3 protein-coding genes are annotated in these 22,029 nt (G+C 63.6%); all 3 read left to right on the forward strand.

What is annotated here, in order from left to right; translation table 11 throughout:
* Positions 1–8,068: amino acid adenylation domain-containing protein (locus tag NPS47_RS24165; RefSeq protein ID WP_425313553.1), on the forward strand; the 8,068-nt coding region annotated here is incomplete at its 5' end.
* Between the two features lie 10 nt (positions 8,069–8,078).
* Positions 8,079–11,432, forward strand: a complete 3,354-nt coding sequence (locus NPS47_RS24170; RefSeq protein WP_274297264.1) for an amino acid adenylation domain-containing protein — start codon at positions 8,079–8,081, stop codon at positions 11,430–11,432.
* Position 11,433: 1 nt separating this feature from the next.
* The coding region (locus tag NPS47_RS24175) for a non-ribosomal peptide synthetase (protein ID WP_274297265.1) at positions 11,434–22,029 on the forward strand (10,596 nt) is incomplete at its 3' end.

Here is a 22,029-nt window from a genome sequence, read left to right on the forward strand (position 1 = left end):
CCTGGAGCGGATGCCGCTGAGCCCCAACGGTAAGCTGGAGCGCAAGGCGCTGCCGGCCTTCGAGGCGCAGGCGAAGGAGGACTACGCCGAGCCAGAGGGTGACCTGGAGCAGGCCTTGGCCGCACTCTGGGCCCAGGTGCTGGGGGTGACGCGGGTTGGACGCACGGATAACTTCTTCGAGTTGGGCGGGGATTCGATCATCGCCATTCAACTGGTCAGCCGGGCGCGGCAGGCAGGTATTGGTTTCAGCCCGCGAGACCTGTTCCAGTACCCAACAGTCGCCAGCCTCGCGCGGATTGCCAGCACCGCAGCTGTTGAACAGGTTGTGCAGTTGCCGGTTGAGGGCACTTTACCGCTGACACCGGTGCAGCAGGCCTTCTTTGAACTGCCGCAGTTCCAGCGAGCGCACTGGAACCAGTCGCTGTTGTTGCAGCCGCGTAATGCCTTGCAGGCCGGCGCACTGGAGCAGGCCCTGGGGTATTTGCTGGGGCAGCATGACGCCCTGCGCCTGAGTTTCGTGGCACACGCCGAGGGCTGGCAGCAAGCCTATGTCGCCGAGCCGGTAGCCGGGCTGCTGTGGCAGCGCCAGGTTGACTCGGCTCAAGCCCTGCTGGCCCTTTGTGAAGAGGCTCAACGCAGTCTGTCACTGGAGCAGGGCACGCTGCTGCGTGCAGTGTTGGCACAGTTACCGGATGGTAGTCAGCGCTTGCTGCTGGTCATTCACCATCTGGCGGTGGATGGGGTGTCGTGGCGCATTCTGCTGGAGGACCTGCAAGCGAACTATGAGCGATGCCTGGCACACAAGGCACCGCTGGCGACCCGCAAGACCAGCAGCTACAAGGCGTGGGCCGAACGTTTGCAGGGCAGCGCGGCGACCCGTGCGCAGGAGTGCCGCTGGTGGCAACAACACCTGGCGGATGCGCACGATGCGCTGCCAGTGCGCAATGCCCAGGGCAGCCTGCTCAATCGTCATGGGCGCAAACACCAGATGCAACTGGATGCCGAACTGACTCGGCAGCTATTGCAAGAGGCGCCAGCGGCTTATCGCACCCAGGTCAACGATTTGCTGTTGACGGCCCTGGTACGGGTGATCAGCCGCTGGACCGGTCATGACTCGACCTTGATCGAACTCGAAGGCCACGGCCGTGAAGCGCTGTTCGACGACATCGACCTGAGTCGCACGGTGGGGTGGTTCACCAGCCTGTTCCCGCTCAAGCTGCGCGCTTGCCAGAGCCTGTCGGCGTCGATCAAGTCGATCAAGGAACAGCTGCGCGCGGTGCCAGACAAAGGTGTCGGATTCGGCATCCTGCGCTATCTGGGCAATGCCCAGACCCGGCAGGTGATGGCTGGACTGCCGCGTCCACGTATAACCTTCAACTACCTGGGACGTTTCGACAGTCAGTTCGACGCGCAGGCCGCTTTCTATCCGGCAGCGGAAAGCGCAGGCCATGCTCAGGATGAAAATGCCCCGCTGGCGAACTGGCTGAGCATCGAAGGTCAGGTGCATGGCGGCTGCTTGAGCCTGCAATGGACCTACAGCGAGCAGATGTTCGAAACCGCGACCATTGAAGCCTTGCTGGAGGACTACCGCCAGGAGTTGCTGGCCCTGATCGCGCACTGCTGTGACCCGGCCAATGGCGGCCTGACCCCGTCCGATTTCCCCCTGGCAGCGCTGTCGCAAGACCAGCTCGATGCATTGCCCGGCTGTCCCGCCGATATCCAGGACCTTTACCCGTTGTCGCCGATGCAGCAAGGCATGTTGTTCCATAGCCTCTACCAGGCTGAGCGGGGGGACTACATCAACCAGTTGCGCATGGATATCCAGGGGCTCGACAGCGTTCGTTTTCATGCGGCCTGGCAGCACACCCTCGACGCTCACGACATCCTGCGCACGGCCTTCCTCTGGCAGCTGGAGCAGCCGGTGCAACGGGTCGACAAGCGCGTCGCCGTGGACTTTGTCGAACAGGACTGGCGCGGCCAGGAGGATCAGCAACTGCGCCTCGACGCGCTGGCCCTGAGCGAGCGCGGCCGTGGCTTTGCTCTCGACCAGGCACCGCTGTTGCGTTTGCAGCTGGTGCGTCTGGCTGAAGATCAGTATCAACTGATCTATACCCATCATCACCTCCTGCTGGACGGCTGGAGCAACGCCCGGGTGCTGGCCGAAGTACTTGAACGCTATCGCACCGGCACCTGTGCAACTGCCGCCGGATGCTACAAGGACTACATCGCCTGGCTGCAACGTCAGGATCAGGCGGCCAGCAAGGTGTTCTGGCACACGCAACTGGCCGGTCTCGACGTCCCGACCCGCCTGGGGCGCTCGATTCATCCGCTGCCCGACGCCACTGCCCAGGGCCAGGATGAGCATTGGCAACACCTTGACGAGCAGGTCAGTGGCGCTGTTCAGGCATTCGCCCGGCGCTGCAAAGTCACCCTCAATACGGTGATTCAAGCCGCCTGGCTGGTGCTCTTGCAGCGTTACAGCGGGCAGCAGTGTGTGGCGTTCGGGGCCACGGTTGCAGGCCGGCCCGGTGACCTGCCTGGGGTGGAGGAGCAGGTCGGGCTGTTCATCAACACCCTGCCGGTCATTGCCCGGGTGCCAGCTCATCTGCCGCTGGGGCAATGGTTGCAGGAATTGCAGGCGCAGAACCTGCAATTGCGTGAATACGAACACACGCCTTTGTTCGAGATCCAGCGTTGGGCCGGACAGGGGGATGCCTTGTTCGATACGTTGCTGGTATTCGAAAACTTCCCGGTGGACCAGGCGCTGAGCACATCGGTAGCGGACGGCTTGCGCTTGAGCAATATCTGTAGCCAGGAGCAGACCAGCTTCCCCTTGACCCTGTCGGTCACCGTCGCGCAAACGCTGGCGCTGCATTATCGCTTTGACCTGGCCAGTTTCACCGGCGCGAGCGTGGTCGGCCTGAGCACACACTTGGCGCAGCTGTTGGATGCAATGGTCAAACTCGGCAGCGAGGGCCACCTGGGCGACCTGGGCTTGCTGTCCGTGGCTGAGCATCAGCGCCAGACCATGCTGTGGAATCCGCGGCACACGCGTTCGCAGCCGGCGCAGACTATCCACGGCCTGATTGAGCGGCAGGTGGCCAGAACGCCGAACGCCGTGGCGCTTGTTCATGACCATCAATCCCTGACGTATGCCGAGCTCAACGTCCAGGCCAACCGCCTGGCGCATTGCTTGATCGCCCGCGGCGTCGCGGCGGAGGTGCGCGTAGCGGTGGCCATGTCACGCACCCCGCACATGCTGATCGCCATGCTGGCGGTGCTCAAGGCCGGGGGTGCTTATGTGCCGTTGGACCTCGACTACCCGGCGCAACGCCTGACGCATATGCTCGCGGACAGTCAGGCGGCGTGGGTGCTGGTTGATGACAAGGCTGATGTGCGTGAGCTGGCGCTGCCAGAAGAGCGCTTGCTGCCAGTGGCGGCCCTGCTCGAAGGCGCTGCTAGCCAGGACCACGATCCTTGTCAGAGGGTGTCCGCTACCAACCTGGCCTATGTCATCTACACCTCAGGCTCTACCGGCACGCCCAAAGGCGTTGCCATCAGCCATGACAACGTCGGGGCGCTGATCCACTGGTCTGCCAATGTCTACAGCCAGGATGATCTGCAAGGCGTGCTGGCCAGTACCTCGATCTGTTTCGACCTGTCGGTTTGGGAGCTGTTCGTCACCCTGGCTTGCGGTGGCCACTGCATCCTCGCCCGTAATGCGCTGGCCTTGCCGGAGCTGCCTGCGCGCGACCAGGTGCGGCTGATCAACACGGTACCTTCGGCCATCGCCGCGCTGGAGCACGCCGGGCACATTCCGCCGAGCGTGCGCATCATCAACCTGGCCGGCGAGCCGCTCAAGCAAGCGCTGGTCGACACGCTCTATCGACTCCCGAACCTGGCGCGGGTGCACGATCTGTACGGGCCGTCGGAAGATACCACCTATTCCACTCAGGCCCTGCGCACCGCAGGCGGTGAGGCAAACATCGGGCGGCCTGTCACCAATACTGCCGGGTATGTGCTCGACGCCCAGCTGCAGCCCTTGCCCGTGGGGCTGAACGGCGAACTCTACCTGGCCGGCGAAGGCGTCACCCGCGGTTACCTGAACCGTCCGGGACTGACGGCCGAGCGCTACCTGCCGGACCCGTTCTCGGCCGATGGACTGCGCATGTACCGCACGGGTGACCTGGTGCGCTACGACGACAACGGCGTCATGCACTACACAGGACGGATTGATCACCAGATCAAGGTGCGTGGCTTCCGTATCGAGTTGGGTGAGCTTGAGGCGCAGTTGCTTGAATGCCCGGGCGTGAGTGGCGCAGTGGTGGTTGCCCAGCCCTTGCAGGGCGGGGTGCAGTTGGTGGCGTACCTGCAGGAGCAGTTGCCTGCGCGGGACGCACCCGCGAAGCAGCGCCGCGAGGCGGTCCAGGCCTTCCTGCGCCAGACGTTGCCCGACTACATGGTGCCGGCGCATGTCCTGTTCCTTGCGCAGTTGCCGTTGACCCCCAATGGCAAAGTCGACCGCAAGGCTTTGCCGTTACCCGACGCGGTCAATGGCGAATCGCACTACAGCGCCCCGCGCACCGCCTTGCAAGCTGGCGTTGCGCTGATCTGGGAGCAGGTGCTTGAACACGCGCCGGTAGGTCTTGACGATAACTTCTTTGCCCTGGGCGGGCATTCGTTGCTGGCCACCCGCGTGGTGTCGCGTATTCGTCGCGAGCTGTCGATTGAAATCGCTCTGAAGGCGTTGTTCGAAGCCTCCTCGCTGGAAACCTTCGTGGCACTGCTCGAACAACAGGCGCCTGGCGCTTTCGCTGCGATCGAGCCGGTATCCCGCGAGCAGGCGCTGCCGCTGTCATTTGCTCAGGAGCGGCAATGGTTCCTCTGGCAGCTCGCGCCGCACAGTGCGGCCTCCAACTTGCCGGTGGCACTGCGCTTGCGTGGCGAGCTGCAGGTCGGGGCACTGGGTGAAAGTTTCGCCCGGTTACTGGCGCGGCATGAGTCCTTGCGTACCCACGTACAGGTGGTGCAGGGGCAGGCGCTGCAAGTGATCGAGGCGGTGTCGTCGCTGCAACTGGTGCTGGAGCAAGGCGTTGATGAGGCTAGTGTGCAGGCCTTGTTCGCCGCCGAGATCGAACGACCTTTCGATTTGCAGGCCGGGCCGCTGCTGCGGATCCGTCTGGTGCGCCTGGCGCCTGACGATCATGCGCTGCTGCTGGTTCAGCACCACATCGTTTCCGATGCCTGGTCGATGCAGTTGATGGTCGAGGAGTTGGTGGAGGGCTACCAGGCTTGCCTTGAGCAACGGCCGATGCAGTTGCCGGAATTGCCGGTGCAGTACGCTGATTACGCTCACTGGCAACGTGCCTGGATGGCGGCCGGCGAGCGTGATCGGCAACTGAGCTATTGGCGTGAACAGCTGGGTACGGTGCAACCGGTGTTGCAATTGCCGCTGGACCATCCACGGCCGGTCACGCCGAATCATCGTGGTGCCAGCCTGGAATTCAGCCTTGACAGCAGTCTCACCCAGGCGCTGGAGCAGTGTGCCCGCGAGCACGGGGTGACCCTGTTCATGCTGCTACTGGCTAGCTTCCAGGTGTTGTTGCACCGTTACAGCGGTCAGTCCGATATTCGTGTTGGCGTACCCAACGCCAACCGTAATCGCGCCGAAACCGAGCGCTTGATCGGCTTTTTCGTTAATACCCAGGTGCTCAGAGCGTCGATCGACGGCTCGCTTGGCTTCGATCAGTTGCTGCAGCAGGTCAAGCACACCGCACTGCAAGCCCAGGCTCACCAGGACCTGCCGTTCGAACAACTGGTTGAAGCCCTGCAGCCGGAACGAACGTTTGGCCAGAATCCATTGTTCCAGGTGATGTTCAACCACCAGAGCCGGACGGCCAATGCTGTGCGCCACCTGAGTGGTTTGCAGGTGGAGCAGCGCCCCTTCAGTGGCCATGCGGTTCAGTTCGACCTGACCCTGGACACCCTGGAGTGCGCTGAGGGTCTGCGCGCGACGCTGAGCTATATGGCCGAGCTGTTCGAGCCGTGCACCATCGAGCGAATGGCCCGCCACTGGACTCATCTGCTGCAGGCGGTGGTCCGGCAGCCGCAGATCTGTATCGGCAACTTGAACCTGCTCGATCCGCTGGAGCGGGATCGCCAGTTGCTGGAACTGAACGGCCCGACCCGGACTTATCCGTTCGAGCAGGCGGTCCACCAGTTGATCGAAGCGCAAGCCGAGCGGACGCCGCTGGCCACGGCCTTGCTGTTTGCCGGGCAGCGCCTGGATTTTGCCAGCCTCAACGCCCGGGCCAACCGCCTCGCCCATGCCCTGATCGAGCGCGGGGTCGGTCCGGACGTGCTGGTGGGGATTGCCCTGGAGCGTTCCCTGGACATGGTCGTCGGCCTGCTGGCGATCATGAAGGCCGGCGGCGCCTATGTGCCGCTGGACCCGGAGTACCCGCAGGAGCGCCTGGCCTACATGTTGGCCGACAGTGCGGTGAGCTTGTTACTGACCCAGGATTCGCTGCGCGAGCGCCTGCCGCTCGAGGGCCTCGACACCCTGGTGCCGGGCGACTGGCTGGAGGCCTACAGCGACCACAACCCGCAGGTGGACGTGCACCCGGACAACCTCGCCTATGTGATCTACACCTCCGGTTCGACCGGCCAGCCCAAGGGCGTGGCCGTGGCGCACGGGCCGTTGCTGATGCATTGCCTGGCCATTGGTGAGCGCTACGAAATGACCGCGCAGGATTGTGAACTGCACTTCATGTCGTTCGCCTTCGACGGTGCCCATGAGCGCTGGCTGACCAGCCTGAGCCATGGCGCCAGCCTGCTGATTCGCGACGCCAGCTTGTGGACCCCGGAGCAGACCTACCAGCAGATGCACCGCCACGGCGTGACCGTGGCGGCGTTCCCGCCGGCCTATCTGCAGCAACTGGCCGAGCATGCCGAGCGCGAAGGTAACCCGCCAGCGGTGCGGATCTACTGCTTCGGTGGCGATGCCGTGCCCGATGCCAGCTTCGAACTGGCCAAGCGCGCCTTGCAACCGCAGTACATCATCAATGGCTATGGCCCGACCGAAACCGTGGTCACGCCGTTGATCTGGAAGGCCGGGCGCGATGACGGCTGCGGCGCGGCCTATGCACCGATCGGCGAACGTATCGGCGCGCGCAGCGCCTATGTGCTGGACAGCGACCTGAACCTGGTGCCGCAGGGCATTGCCGGTGAACTGTACCTGGGCGGGCAGGGGCTGGCCCGCGGTTACCTGGCGCGTGCCGGGCTGAGCGCCGAACGCTTTGTCGCCGACCCGTTCACGGTTGGCGGACGGCTGTACCGCACCGGTGACCTGGTGCGCCAGCGCGGCGACGGTGTGGTGGAGTACCTGGGACGGGTCGACAACCAGGTGAAGATCCGTGGTTTCCGTATCGAGCTGGGTGAAATTGAAGCGCGCTTGCTGGCGCTGGAAGGGGTGCGTGAAGCGGTGGTGCTGGCCCGCGAAGGCCTCAGCGGCTTGCAGCTGGTGGCCTATGTGGTGCCGAGCGTGCTGACCCTGCTCGACGATCCGCAGGCGCACCAGGCCTTGCGCGACGAACTGCGCCAGCACCTGCGCAGCGTACTGCCGGACTACATGGTGCCGGCGCAGTGGCTGCTGCTGGCGCAACTGCCGCTGACGCCCAATGGCAAGCTGGACCGCAAGGCGCTGCCGACCCCGGATGCCAGCGCGGTGCAGGGTGCTTACGCAGCGCCGGTGACGGCGCTGGAGCAAGACCTGGCAAGCCTGTGGGCACAAGTGCTCAAGCTTGAGCGGGTAGGGCGACACGACAACTTCTTCGAACTGGGCGGTCACTCGCTTCTGGCCATGCAGGTGATCGTCGGCGTGCGTGAGCGTTTACAGGTCGAGATTGCCCTGAAGATCTTGTTCAGTCACCCCGACCTGGCCGGCTTCGCCCAGCAGGTAGAAGCACTGCGCAAGGAAAATTCACCGGTACAAGACGCCTTGGCTAAATCGTTGGCAGCCCTCAAACGTTTATCTGCCAACGATCTAGAAAAACTGCTTTCCGAATGAGGGGCATGGCGTGCAAGAGTTGATTGATTCGATAGGTGTGCTGTCGGCACAGGAAAGAAAGGCCCTGGCCATCCTGCTGAAAAAGGAGGGGGTCAATCTCTTCGATGTGGCGCCGGTGTTCAAGCGAGACCCTGCCGAACCCCTGAAGCTTTCCTATGCCCAGGAGCGTCAGTGGTTTCTCTGGCAATTGGAGCCGCACAGCGCCGCCTATCACATCCCGGCTGCACTGCGCTTGCGCGGGGCGCTGGACCTGTCAGCCCTGCAGCGCAGTTTCGCCGTGCTGGTAGCGCGCCATGAAAGCCTGCGCACGCATTTCACCCAGGTTGAGGGGCAGACCCGCCAGCTTATCGCCGCTGACCTGGCAATCGACCTGAAGGTACAGCTGATCGGGGCGTGCAGTGAAGCGCAGGTGAGGGCGCTGGTCGAGGCGCAGGTGCAGCAATCTTTCGACCTGCAGACCGGGCCGTTGCTACGGGTCAGCCTGATGCAGGTCAGCGAGCAGGAGCATGTGCTGGTCCTGGTGCAGCACCACATCATTTCGGATGGCTGGTCGATGCAGATCATGGTTCAGGAGCTGGTGGCGTGCTACCAGGCCTTCGCTCAGGGACTCACGCCGCAGTTGCCGCCATTACCCATTCAATATGCCGACTATGCGCTCTGGCAACGCAGCTGGATGGAGGCCGGCGAGCGCGCCCGGCAACTGCAATACTGGACAGCGCAATTGGGCAGCGAACAGCCGGTGCTGGAGCTGCCTCTGGACCATTCGCGCCCGGCCAGCCAAAGCTATCGCGGTGGCCGGGTCGATGTGCCGCTGGGGTTGGCACTGAGTAAAGGCTTGCAGGACCTGGCCCAGCAGCAAGGTGTGACGCTGTTCATGCTGTTGCTGGCCAGTTTCCAGGTCCTGTTGCACCGCTACAGCGGCCAGTCGGACATTCGCGTGGGTGTGCCGAACGCCAACCGCAACCGGCCTGAAACCCAGCGCCTGATCGGCTTTTTCGTCAACACCCAGGTACTCAAGGCGGATATCCACGGGCGCCAGTCCTTCGCCCAGCTGCTGCAGCAGGTCAAGCAAACTGCGCTGCAAGCCCAGGCCCATCAGGACCTGCCGTTCGAGCAACTGGTCGAAGCGTTGCAGCCGGAGCGCAGCCTGAGCCAGAGCCCGCTGTTTCAGGCCATGTACAACCATCAGAGTGCCGCCCGTGGCGGCTTGCCAACCCAACAACTGGATGGTTTGAGCATCGAAGAAATTGTCTTCGAAAGCCAGGCGGCGCAGTTTGACCTGAGCCTGGACACTTTCGAGTCGGACCAGGGCCTGGTCGGCGCCTTCACCTACATGAGCGAGTTGTTCGAACATGCCACCCTGGAGCGTATGGGCGGGCACTGGTCGAACCTGCTGCAAGCGATCGTGGCCCAGCCACACGCCGCGGTCGATGAACTCGACCTGCTCGATGCCCGCCAACGCCATCAGTTGCTGCAACAGTGGAGTGGTGTGCAGGGGTACGCTCAGCCAGGCCCTCATACGGTCCTGGACCTGATCGAAGCCCAGGTGGCAAAGACACCGGAAGCCGTGGCGCTGGTCCACGAAGACCGGCACCTGACTTATCGGCAGATGAATGCCCAGGCCAACCTGCTGGCCAACCGCTTGCTGGCCGTCGGCGTGGGAGCGGAATCGCGGGTCGGCATTGCCGTCGAGCGCGGGCTGGGCATGGTCATTGCCGTACTGGCCGTGCTCAAGTGTGGCGGCGCCTATGTGCCGATGGATCCTCAGTACCCGGCCGACCGCTTGCAGTTGATGATCGAGGATGCGGGTCTGGCCTGTCTGCTCAGCCAGAGCTGGCTGCTTGACGCACTGGCCGTCGCCCAGGACATTGCGAAAATCTGTCTGGACAGGGTGCTCGATGAGCATGATGGCAGCGAGTATCCAGACCCGTGCCGCACGGTAGATCCCGATAATCTCGCCTACGTGATGTTTACCTCAGGTTCCACCGGGCGCCCCAAAGGCGTGGCGATCAGCCAGGCTGCGCTGACTGCGCATGTGCAGATGTGTATCGGCTTCTTTGGCCTGGTGCCGAGCGACCGGGTGCTGCAGTTTGCGACGTTCAATTTCGATGGATTTATCGAACAGCTGTTCCCGGCGCTGAGCTGCGGCGCGGCGGTGGTCCTGCGTGGCAACGAAATCTGGTCAAGCGAAATGTTCCATCAGGCGTTGATCACCCAAGGCATCAGTGTTGCCGACCTGACCACAGCCTACTGGGCGATGCTGGCCAAAGACTTTGCCGCGCAGCCACGCGCCACCTATGGCGCGTTACGCCAGGTGCATGCCGGCGGCGAGGCGATGTCGCCCGATGCGCTCGCCGCCTGGCATGCCGCTGGCCTCGACGGTGTGCGCCTGCTCAATACCTATGGCCCTACCGAGGCAACAGTGACGGTCAGTGCTCACGACTGCAGCACTGAACGCTCAGGCTCAAGTGGCACCGCGAACCCGCCTATCGGCCAGGTACTACCGGGACGTTCACTGTATGTGGTCGATGGCAGCGGCGCCCTGGCCCCGATTGGCGTGATCGGCGAGTTGATGATCGGCGGTGATTTGTTGGCGCGGGGATACTTCTCCCGCCCAGGGCTGAGTGCCGAGCGCTTCATGCCCAACCCGTTCGAGCCCGGCGGTGGGCGCTTGTATCGCAGTGGCGACCTGGTACGGCGTCTGGCCAATGGTGACCTCGAGTATGTCGGGCGCAGCGACCATCAGATCAAGTTGCGCGGCTTCCGTATCGAATTGAGCGAAATCGAGGCGAAGCTGCTGGAGCATCCGCAGATCCGTGAGGCGCTGGTAGTGCCTGTCGAGGGACCGGCAGGCATGCAGCTGGTGGCTTACCTGGTGGCTCCGGCGTTGGCCCTGGGAGAGGTTGACTGGAGGGCGCCACTAAAGGCCTGGCTGAAGGCGCGTCTGCCCGACTACATGGTGCCTGCGCACCTGTTGCGCCTGCAGGCCATGCCGTTGTCACCCAACGGCAAACTGGATCGCCGTGCACTGCCGGCTCCGGATCCTGATGCATTGCGCAGTTTGCACCTGGCGCCGGCCAGCGACCTGGAAAAGCGCGTGGCGGCCATCTGGCAGGACCTGCTCAAGGTCCCGGCGATCAGCATGCATGACAACTTCTTCGAACTGGGTGGGCACTCGCTGCTGGCGATCCAGGTCATGGCGCGGGTCCAGCTGGAGCTGGGGGCGAACATTGCCTTGAGTCTGTTGTTCAAGGACAGCACCTTGCAGGGTTTCACTCAGGCCATCACGCCATTGGTCAGCCTCGACATGCACGACACGCTCGATGCTCTGCACGATTTCCTCACCGAGCTGGAGGCGAACTGAGATGGATCACAACAGCAAACTTGCCCTGGTTCAGCGTTTTTTGAAACTGCCTGCGGGCCAGCGTCGGTTGTTCCTCGACAAGTTGCAGGAAAAGGGTGTGAGCCTGAGCCAATTGCCCATTGCGCACGTGGAGCACGCCGACGAGCGGGTTGCATTGTCCTATGCCCAGCAACGCCAGTGGTTTCTCTGGCAGCTGGCACCGGACAGCGCCACTTACCACATTCCCACTGCGTTGCACCTGTACGGACCACTGCAGCGAGACGCATTGCAGCGCAGCTTTGATCGGTTGATCGAGCGGCACTCGGTGCTGCGCACGGCGTTTGTCGAGCGTGACGGTCTGGCCGCGCAGCAGATCTTGCCGGCCCGCGCGTTGAACATGGCGTTCGAGCTACTCGATGGTTCTGCGTGCGATGAGGCGCAATTGGTTGCGCGTGTGGAGGCGGAGATCCAGCGCCCTTTCGATCTGGCTTGCGATTGCCTGCTCCGGGTACGGCTGATGCAGGTCGCCGAGGAACATCATGTGCTGGTGCTGACCTTGCACCACATCATCGCCGATGGCTGGTCAATGCAGGTGATGGTCGAAGAGCTCATTGCCCTGTACAGCGAATTCACCGGCAAAGGTGCCAGCGCTTTGCCGGCCCTGCCGATTCAGTATGTCGATTACGCGCACTGGCAGCGGGCCTGGATGGAGGCGGGTGAGCGCGATCGGCAATTGGCCTACTGGACCGAGCAACTGGCTGGCGAACAGCCGCAGCTGGACTTGCCCATCGACCGTCCGCGTCCGGCGCAGCAGAGCAATCGCGGGGCACGGTTTCAGCTTGCGCTGGAGGCTACTCAGGTGGCGGGGCTCAAACGCTTGGCCAGCACCGAGAACCTGACGCCCTTCGTCGTGCTGCAGGCGTGTCTGCATGCCTTGCTGTACCGCTACAGCGGCCAGCAGGATATTCGCGTCGGTCTGCCGGTGAGTAACCGCAACCGTCCAGAAACCGAGCGTTTGATCGGCTTCTTCGTCAACACCCTGGTGTTGCGCACCACCCCGCATGGACAGCTGACTTTCCGTGCACTGTTGGCCCAGGTCAAGCAACAGGTCATGGGCGCCCAGGCCCACCAGGATTTGCCGTTCGAACAGTTGGTCGAGGCGCTGCAGCCGGAGCGCAGCCTCAGCCAGAGCCCGTTGTTCCAGGTACTGCACAACCACCAGAGCGAGAGTCGCGGTGAGCAGTGGCAGGTGGATGAGCAGCTCAGGGTCGAGAGCCTGACCCTGGGTGGCTGCCAGAGCAAGTTCGACCTGACCCTGGAAACCTTCGAACATGGCGATGAGATGTCAGCGTCGTTCATTTATGCCAGCGACCTGTTCGATGCCCAGACCATCGAACGGATGGCGCGGCATTTTGCACTCCTGATCAGTGTGTTCAGCGACAACCCTGATACCGTGCTGGAGGCGCCGCTGTTGCTCGATGCAGCCGAGCAACAGGCCATTGCCAAACCCTGCAGCGGACAAGTGCTGGCCGCGCAGCCTCCGTCGTCCATTCATGCCTTGTTTGAAGCCGCTGCCCGGCGTGTGCCGGAACAGCTGGCGGTGGTCTGCAATGACCAACACTTGACCTACCGCGAGCTGGACCAGCGGGCCACGCAGTTGGCCCGTCGCCTGCGCGCGCTCGGTGCTGGGCCGGAGGTGTGTGTCGCGATCCGGGCGCCGCGTTCAGTGGCGTTGATCGTGGCGATCTTGGCCGTGTTCAAGGCCGGTGCGGCGTACCTGCCGCTTGATCCCGAAGCGCCGATCCAGCGGCTGGAACAACTGCTCGCCGACAGTGGTGCCGACTTGTTGCTGACCGATAGCACCTGGCTGGCCCAGCATAGCCAGGCGCGGCTTCCACATGTCGTGTGCCTGGACGCTGCCGACAGTTACCTGCTGGCGGATGAGCCGTTTGCTGCACCGCAGGTCCAGGCCGACAATCTGGCCTATGTAATCTACACCTCGGGCTCCACTGGCCAGGCCAAGGGCGTGATGGTCAGTCATGGCGCCTTGCTTGGGTATGTCCGGGCAATTCTTGAACAAATGCCCTGGGACCAGGTGCAGACCCTGGCGATGGTGTCCACGCCGGCGGCGGACCTGGGTCATACCATGTTGTTCGGTGCCCTGTGTTCGGCGCGCACCTTGCACTTGGCGGATGCCCGGCAGGTCAAGGATGCCGAGGCCTTCCGCGGCTTCATGGTCGAACACGCCATCGACGCCCTGAAGATTGTGCCGTCGCACTTGAGCGCGCTGCTCGAAGCTACGGATCCGGCTGCGGTACTGCCGCGTCAGTGCCTGGTGCTCGGTGGTGAGGCGTGTTCTACGGCGCTGCTCGATCAGCTTCGACGGCTCGCGCCGCATTGCCGGATAGTCAACCACTACGGGCCAAGTGAAACCACGGTTGGTGTCATTGCCGGGGAGATCACGGCGGCGTCACCATCGGCGCGTGTTGCCATGGGGCGTGCGTTGCCCCAGGTGCAGATCCACCTGCTCGACGACAACCTGCAGCCGGCGCCGTTGGGTACTGGCGCGCAGCTGTATGTGGCTGGGCCAACCCTGGCGCGAGGCTACCATGCAAGGCCAGGAATGACCGCCGAACGCTTTGTGCCGAACCCGGCGTCAAGCGCAGGTGGGCGGTTGTACCGCACAGGCGATCGGGCGCGCATCGAGCAGGGGGCCATCACCTACCTGGGGCGTGCGGATGATCAGGTCAAGATCAGGGGCTTTCGTGTCGAGCCAGACGAAGTCGCCCAGCGTCTGCGGGCGATGCCCGGCGTGGCCGCTGCGGCGGTGGTGCCACAGGATCTCGGCGCGGGGTTGCGTCTGGTTGCCTATGTCGTTGCTGACGACGTCGCAGCACAACAGGCTGCACGTGCGCCGCAGCCCTGGTGCCAGGCGCTGTTGCAAGCATTCAAGCAGCAGGTACCCGACTATCTGTTGCCAAGCCACGTAGTACTCCTGCAAGCGCTGCCGGTGACCAGCAATGGCAAGCTCGATCGTCGGGCCTTGCCTGCGCCGGACAGTCAACTGCTGCCGGGCCGGTTCGAAGCCCCTGAAGGTGAACTGGAAGTGCGCATCGCCAGGATCTGGGCCGAGGTGCTCAAGCGCGAACAGGTCGGGCGCAACGATAACTTCTTTGAGTTGGGCGGTGATTCGATCATCTCCATTCAAGTGGTCAGTCGTGCGCGCAATGCCGGTATTCACTTCAGCGCCCGGGACCTGTTCACCCGCCAGAGCGTGCACGAGCTGGCCCAGGTGGCGCAGCTGGGTGAGGTGCGCAAGCCGCTTGAACAAGGTCCGGTCAGCGGTGACCTGGTGCTCCTGCCGATTCAGCAGTGGTTCTTCGAACAGGCCGTGGCAGTCCCTCACCACTGGAACCAGTCGGTATTGCTGCGTCCCGTGCACAAGGTCGATGAAGCTGCCCTGGAGCAAGCGCTACAGGCGTTGGTCAGCCATCATGATGCACTGCGCCTGTCCTTCACTGGCCAGGGGGCAACTCACCGCAGCCTCGATTTGCAATGCCAGGCCCCTTTGCTCTGGGTCACCCGCGTCAGCTCGGCGCAGGCGCTGCAAGCGGCTTGTACCGAAGCCCAGGCCAGCCTTGACCTGAGCAATGGCCCGCTGCTGCGCGGCTTGCTGGCTACGCTCGAAGACGGTAGCCAGCGCCTGCTGCTGGTCATTCATCACCTGGTGGTCGACGGCGTGTCGTGGCGCATCCTCTTCGAGGACCTGCAAACGGCCTATGCGCAGCTATGCCAGGGACAGACGTTGAACCTGCCGGCCAAGACCAGCGCCTACAAGGTCTGGGGCGAGCGCCTCGGTGAATACGCCCAGGGCGCCGGGCTTGAAGCCCTGGCTCACTGGCAGGGGTTGCGTGGCATCAACGCCGATCTGCCGTGTGACAACCCTCAGGGTAGCCAGTCGTCCCGTCATGCCCGGTGTGTGTACAGCCGCCTGGACCGGGAGACCACGCGCCAGTTGCTGCAACAGGCGCCTGCTGCGTATCGCACCCAGGTCAATGACTTGCTGCTGACCGCCTTGGCGCGGGTGGTGGTGCGCTGGAGTGGCCAGTCACACGCGTTGATCCAGTTGGAAGGTCATGGCCGCGAGGAGCTGTTCGACGACGTCGACCTGACGCGCACGGTGGGCTGGTTCACCAGTCTGTTCCCGGTCTGCCTGACTCCGGCTGTCGCTTTGGATGACTCGATCAAGGCAATCAAGGAGCAACTGCGCGCGGTGCCGAACAAGGGCATCAGCCTCGGCGTGCTGCGCTACCTGGGCAGCGACACGGTGCGAGCGCAACTGGCCGAGCTGCCACAAGCGCGCATTACGTTCAATTATCTGGGCCAGTTCGATGGCAGTTTCGACCAGGCCCAGGACCTCTTCGTACCGGCATTTGAAGACAAGGGGGCGGAGCAGGGCGAGGGTACCTTGCTGAGCAACTGGCTCAGCCTCAACGGCCAGGTCTATGACGGTGAGTTGAGCATTGGCTGGACCTTCAGCGGCGAACGATTCGCTGACGCCAGCATCGAGCGCCTGGCCCAGGACTATGCCGCCGAACTCAAGGCGCTGATCGCTCATTGCCTGGCGCCAGGCAATGCTGGTGTGACCCCGGCGGACTTCCCTCTGGCCGGGCTCGACCAGGCACAGCTGGACAGCCTGGACATCGCCGCCGCCGACATCGAAGACATTTATCCGCTGTCGCCGATGCAGCAGGGGATGCTGTTCCACTCGCTGTACCAGCAACACCGCCATGAATACGTCAACCAGATGTGGGTCGACGTTCAGGGCCTGCAGGTCGAGCGCTTCCAGGCCGCCTGGCAAGCGGCACTGGCCGCGCATGACATTCTGCGCACGGTGTTCTGCTGGCAGCTTGAGCCAGCCGTCCAGGTGGTGTGCAAACAGGCACCGGCCAGCTTCGAATCACTGGACTGGCGCGGGCAGCCGGACCTTGAGCAGGCCTTGCAGGCATTGGCGCGTACCCGCCGCGAGCAAGGCTTTGACCTGGCCCGGGCACCGTTGCTGCACCTGACCGTGGTGCGTACCGCTGCCGACCAGCATCGCCTGATCTACACCAACCACCATATTCTGCTCGACGGCTGGAGCAATTCGCAGCTGCTGGGTGAGGTGTTGCAGCGCTACAGCGGGGAACGTATCAGCCAGTCGCCAGGACGCTATCGCGATTACATCGGCTGGTTGCTGAGTCGCAACCGCCAGGCCAGTGAGGCGTTCTGGAAGCTGCGTCTGGCCGAGCTGCCAGCACCTACGCACCTGGCACTGGCGTTTGCCGGCACGCCTCGCAAGCTCCAGGCCAGTGGTCATGGCCACCGCTACCAGGTACTGGACAGCGCACGGACCCAGCAATTTGGCGAGTTTGCCCGGCAGCAGAAGATCACCCTCAATACCTTGATGCAGTCGGCCTGGTTGCTGGTGTTGCAGCGCTATACCGGGCAACCGTGCGTGACGTTCGGGGCAACGGTTGCAGGACGTCCGACCGAGCTCAAAGGCATCGAGCAGCAGGTCGGTTTGTTCATCAATACCCTGCCGGTCATTGCCCGTGTCGAGCCAACGATGAGCGTGGCGCAGTGGTTGCAGGTGGTCCAGGCTGAAAACCTGGCCATTCGTGATCATGAACATACTGCATTGGTGGATATCCAGCGCTGGGCCGGGCAGGGCGGCAGCGCCCTGTTCGACTCCATCCTGGTGTTCGAAAACTACCCGATCTCCGAAGCCCTGGCCCAAGGCGATAGCCTGGGGCTGAGATTCGCTGAAGTGGTCAATCATGAACAGTCCAACTATCCGTTGTCACTGGCGGTCAGCCTGGGCCACGAGTTGTCGTTGCACTTCTGCTTCGACAAGGGGCTGTACCAGGCGCGGGATATCGAGCAGCTCAGCCAGAGCTTCGAGCACCTGCTGGAGCAACTGATCAGTGTGCCGGTGCATCGTTGTCTGGGTGAGCTGGACGCCATCGGCCATGCCCAGCGCGAGCTGATCGAACAGGTCTGGAACGGCCCGACCCGGACTTATCCGTTCAAGCAGGCGGTCCACCAGCTGATCGAAGCGCAAGCCGAGCGGGCGCCGCTGGCCACGGCCTTGCTGTTTGCCGGGCAGCGCCTGGATTTTGCCAGCCTCAACGCCCGGGCCAACCGCCTGGCCCATGCCCTGATCGAGCGCGGGGTCGGTCCGGACGTGTTGGTGGGTATTGCCCTGGAGCGCTCCCTGGACATGGTCGTCGGCCTGCTGGCGATCATGAAGGCCGGCGGCGCCTATGTGCCGCTGGACCCGGAGTACCCGCAGGAGCGCCTGGCCTACATGTTGGCCGACAGTGCGGTGAGCTTGTTGCTGACCCAGGATTCGCTGCGCGAGCGCCTGCCGCTCGAGGGCCTCGACACCCTGGTGCCGGGCGACTGGCTGGAGGCCTACAGCGACCACAACCCGCAGGTGGATGTGCACCCGGACAACCTCGCCTATGTGATCTACACCTCCGGTTCGACCGGCCAGCCCAAGGGCGTGGCCGTGGCACACGGGCCGTTGTTGATGCATTGCCTGGCCATTGGTGAGCGCTACGAAATGACCGCGCAGGATTGTGAACTGCACTTCATGTCGTTCGCCTTCGACGGTGCCCATGAGCGCTGGCTGACCAGCCTGAGCCATGGCGCCAGCCTGCTGATTCGCGACGCCAGCTTGTGGACCCCGGAGCAGACCTACCAGCAGATGCACCGCCACGGCGTGACCGTGGCGGCGTTCCCGCCGGCCTATCTGCAGCAACTGGCCGAGCATGCCGAGCGCGAAGGTAACCCGCCAGCGGTGCGGATCTACTGCTTCGGTGGCGATGCCGTGCCCGATGCCAGCTTCGAACTGGCCAAGCGCGCCTTGCAACCGCAGTACATCATCAATGGCTATGGCCCGACCGAAACCGTGGTCACGCCGTTGATCTGGAAGGCCGGGCGCGATGACGGCTGCGGCGCGGCCTATGCACCGATCGGCGAACGTATCGGCGCGCGCAGCGCCTATGTGCTGGACAGCGACCTGAACCTGGTGCCGCAGGGCATTGCCGGTGAACTGTACCTGGGCGGGCAGGGGCTGGCCCGCGGTTACCTGGCGCGTGCCGGGCTGAGCGCCGAACGCTTTGTCGCCGACCCGTTCACGGTTGGCGGACGGCTGTACCGCACCGGTGACCTGGTGCGCCAGCGCGGCGACGGTGTGGTGGAGTACCTGGGACGGGTCGACAACCAGGTGAAGATCCGTGGTTTCCGTATCGAGCTGGGTGAAATTGAAGCGCGCTTGCTGGCGCTGGAAGGGGTGCGTGAAGCGGTGGTGCTGGCCCGCGAAGGCCTCAGCGGCTTGCAGCTGGTGGCCTATGTGGTGCCGAGCGTGCTGACCCTGCTCGACGATCCGCAGGCGCACCAGGCCTTGCGCGACGAACTGCGCCAGCACCTGCGCAGCGTACTGCCGGACTACATGGTGCCGGCGCAGTGGCTGCTGCTGGCGCAACTGCCGCTGACGCCCAATGGCAAGCTGGACCGCAAGGCGCTGCCGACCCCGGATGCCAGCGCGGTGCAGGGTGCTTACGCAGCGCCGGTGACGGCGCTGGAGCAAGACCTGGCAAGCCTGTGGGCACAGGTGCTCAAGCTTGAGCGGGTAGGGCGTCACGACAACTTTTTCGAGCTGGGCGGCGACTCGATCATCTCGATCCAGCTGGTCAGCCGCGCCCGTGCCGCCGGTATCCAGTTCAGCCCCAAGGACCTGTTCAACCAGCAAACGATTCAGGCACTTGCGCAAGTCGCCCAGCGTGGCGAGTCGCGCTTGCACATCGATCAGGGCCCGGTCAGCGGCACGCTGGCCCTGTTGCCGATTCAGCAATGGTTCTTCGAACAGCCGATTCCCGACCCGCACCACTGGAATCAGTCGGTGTTGCTACGTCCGCAACACGCATTGCACGCTGAGCATCTGCAGCGCGCCTTGCGTGCCCTGGTGATTCATCACGATGCCTTGCGCCTGTCGTTCCAGGCCGGGGCTGCAGGTTGGCGCGCCGACCATCGCAGCCTCGAACAGCAGGAGCAACTGTGGCAAACCCAGCCATTGCTGCTCTGCGCCCAGGTCGATGACGCGCAGGGATTGGCGGCGGCATGCGAGCAAGTTCAGCGTAGCCTTGACCTGCAGCAAGGGCCGTTGTTACGCGGCCTGCTCGCTACCCTGGCCGATGGCAGCCAGCGCTTGCTGCTGGTTATCCACCACCTGGTGGTCGACGGGGTTTCATGGCGCATCCTGTTCGAGGACCTGCAAGCACTCTATGCCCAACTGGAGGCGGGTCAGGCGCTGTCTCTGGCGCAACGCACCAGTTCGTTGCAGGCCTGGGGTGAACGTCTTCAGCAGTATGCACGGAGCACCGGGCAGGCTGAACTGGGTTACTGGCAGGCACAATTGCAGGATGCACCGGTGGATCTACCGTGTGACCGTCCGGGCGGCAGCCTGAGCGGGAAGTTCGCCGGCAGTGTGCAACGTCAGCTGAACCCACAGTTGACCCGACGCTTGTTGCAACAGGCGCCTGCGGCCTATCGCACCCAGGTCAACGATCTGCTGCTGACCGCCCTGGCGCGGGTCATCTCGCGCTGGAGCGACCAGTCACGGGTGCTGATCCAGCTGGAAGGGCATGGTCGTGAGGCGTTGTTCGACGATATCGATCTGACCCGCACCGTCGGTTGGTTCACCAGCCTGTTCCCGGTTTGCCTGAGCCCGCAACCGCGCCTGGAGGACTCGATCAAGGTCATCAAGGAGCAGCTGCGCGCGCTCCCCAACAAAGGCCTTGGCCTGGGTTTACTGCAGTACCTGGGCGACGATGCCAGCCGTGCACAATTGCGTGACCTGCCGCAGCCACGGATCACCTTCAACTATCTGGGGCAGTTCGACAGTAGTTTCGACGATGAACAGGGGCTGTTCGTACCGGCCGAAGAAGCCTCGGGTAGCCAGCAACATGCCGAGGCGCCGCTGGGCAACTGGCTGTCGATTGGCAGTCGGGTCTACGGCGGCGAACTGAACATGACCTGGACGTTCAGCCGCGACCTGTTCGATGCCGCGACCATTGAGCGATTGGCTCAGGCCTATTGCGACGAACTTGCCGAGTTGATCGAGCATTGCTGTGCGCCCGGGCAAGGGGCCCTGACACCTTCGGATGTGCCTTTGGCCGGTCTCAGCCAGGAACAGCTTGACGCCTTGCCGGTGGCGGCCCGCGAAATCGAAGACATCTATCCCTTGTCGCCGATGCAGCAGGGCATGCTGTTCCATGCCTTGTACCAGCAGGGCAGCGGTGACTACATCAACCAGATGGAAGTGGATGTCAGCGGGCTGGATGTCGAGCGCTTCCGTGCGGCCTGGCAGCAAGTGCTGGCCAGTCACGCTATCCTGCGCAGTCAGTTCATCTGGCAGCTTGAGCAGCCACGGCAGATTGTCTGCAAGCAAACGGCGGCCAACTTCCGCGTGCTCGACTGGTCGGCCCGCGACGAGCAGGCTCAGGCGTTGAACGAACTGGCGCAGCAGGACCGTGCCCAGGGCTTCGACCTGGCTCAGGCACCGCTGGTGCGCCTGACCGTAGTGCGCACCGGCGGGGCACGTTACCGATTGATCTACACCAGCCACCACATCCTCATGGATGGCTGGAGTAACTCACAGTTGCTGGGGGAATTGCTGCAACGTTATGCCGGTGAGGCCATCGCCCCGCACAACGGACGCTTCAGTGACTACATTGCCTGGTTGCAGCGCCAGGACATGCAGGCCAGCGAAGCATTCTGGACATCACGCGTCGCCCGCCTGGCGGCACCCACCTCGCTCAGCCAGGCCGTGGCCCGTCATCCCGATCAGGCCTCTCGCAGCGCTCATGCCGATCATTACCATGTGCTCGATGAGCAGCGTTGCGAACAGCTCAATGCCTTTGCCCGGCAGCACAAAGTGACCCTCAACACAGTGGTTCAGGCGGCCTGGCTGTTGCTGTTGCAGCGCTTCACCGGGCAATCCACGGTCGCCTTCGGGGCCACGGTGGCGGGGCGCCCGGCCGAACTCAAGGGGATCGAGCGGCAAGTGGGGTTGTTCATCAATACCTTGCCGGTGGTGGCTTCGGTGGCCAGCGAGTCGAGCGTCTGCCAATGGTTGCAGCAGGTGCAGCAGGAGAACCTGGCCGCGCGTGAGCATGAGCACACCCCGTTGTTCGAGATTCAGCGTTGGTCAGGCCAGGCCGGGGCGGCACTGTTCGACAACATCCTGGTGTTCGAGAACTATCCGGTATCCGAGGCCTTGGCCCAGGGTGCAGACATCGGCCTGGTCTTTGGTGAAGTACAGAACCATGAGCAGACCAGCTACCCCTTGTCGCTTGCAGTCAACCTGGGCAAGCAGATGTCGCTGCACTTCAGCTTCGACCTGGCGTTGTTCGATGCGTCAGCAGTCGAGCAGTTCGGCGCCAGCCTGGACTGGCTGCTCGAACAACTGGTTGGCAGTCAGCCCGACACCTGCCTGGGGCAACTGGGTATCGTCAGGCCAACTGCGTTGCAAGCCACGGTCGGGCAGTGGAACGACACCCACGTGGACTAC

This window comes from Pseudomonas putida (assembly GCF_028682475.1).
GTDB lineage: Bacteria > Pseudomonadota > Gammaproteobacteria > Pseudomonadales > Pseudomonadaceae > Aquipseudomonas > Aquipseudomonas putida_AG.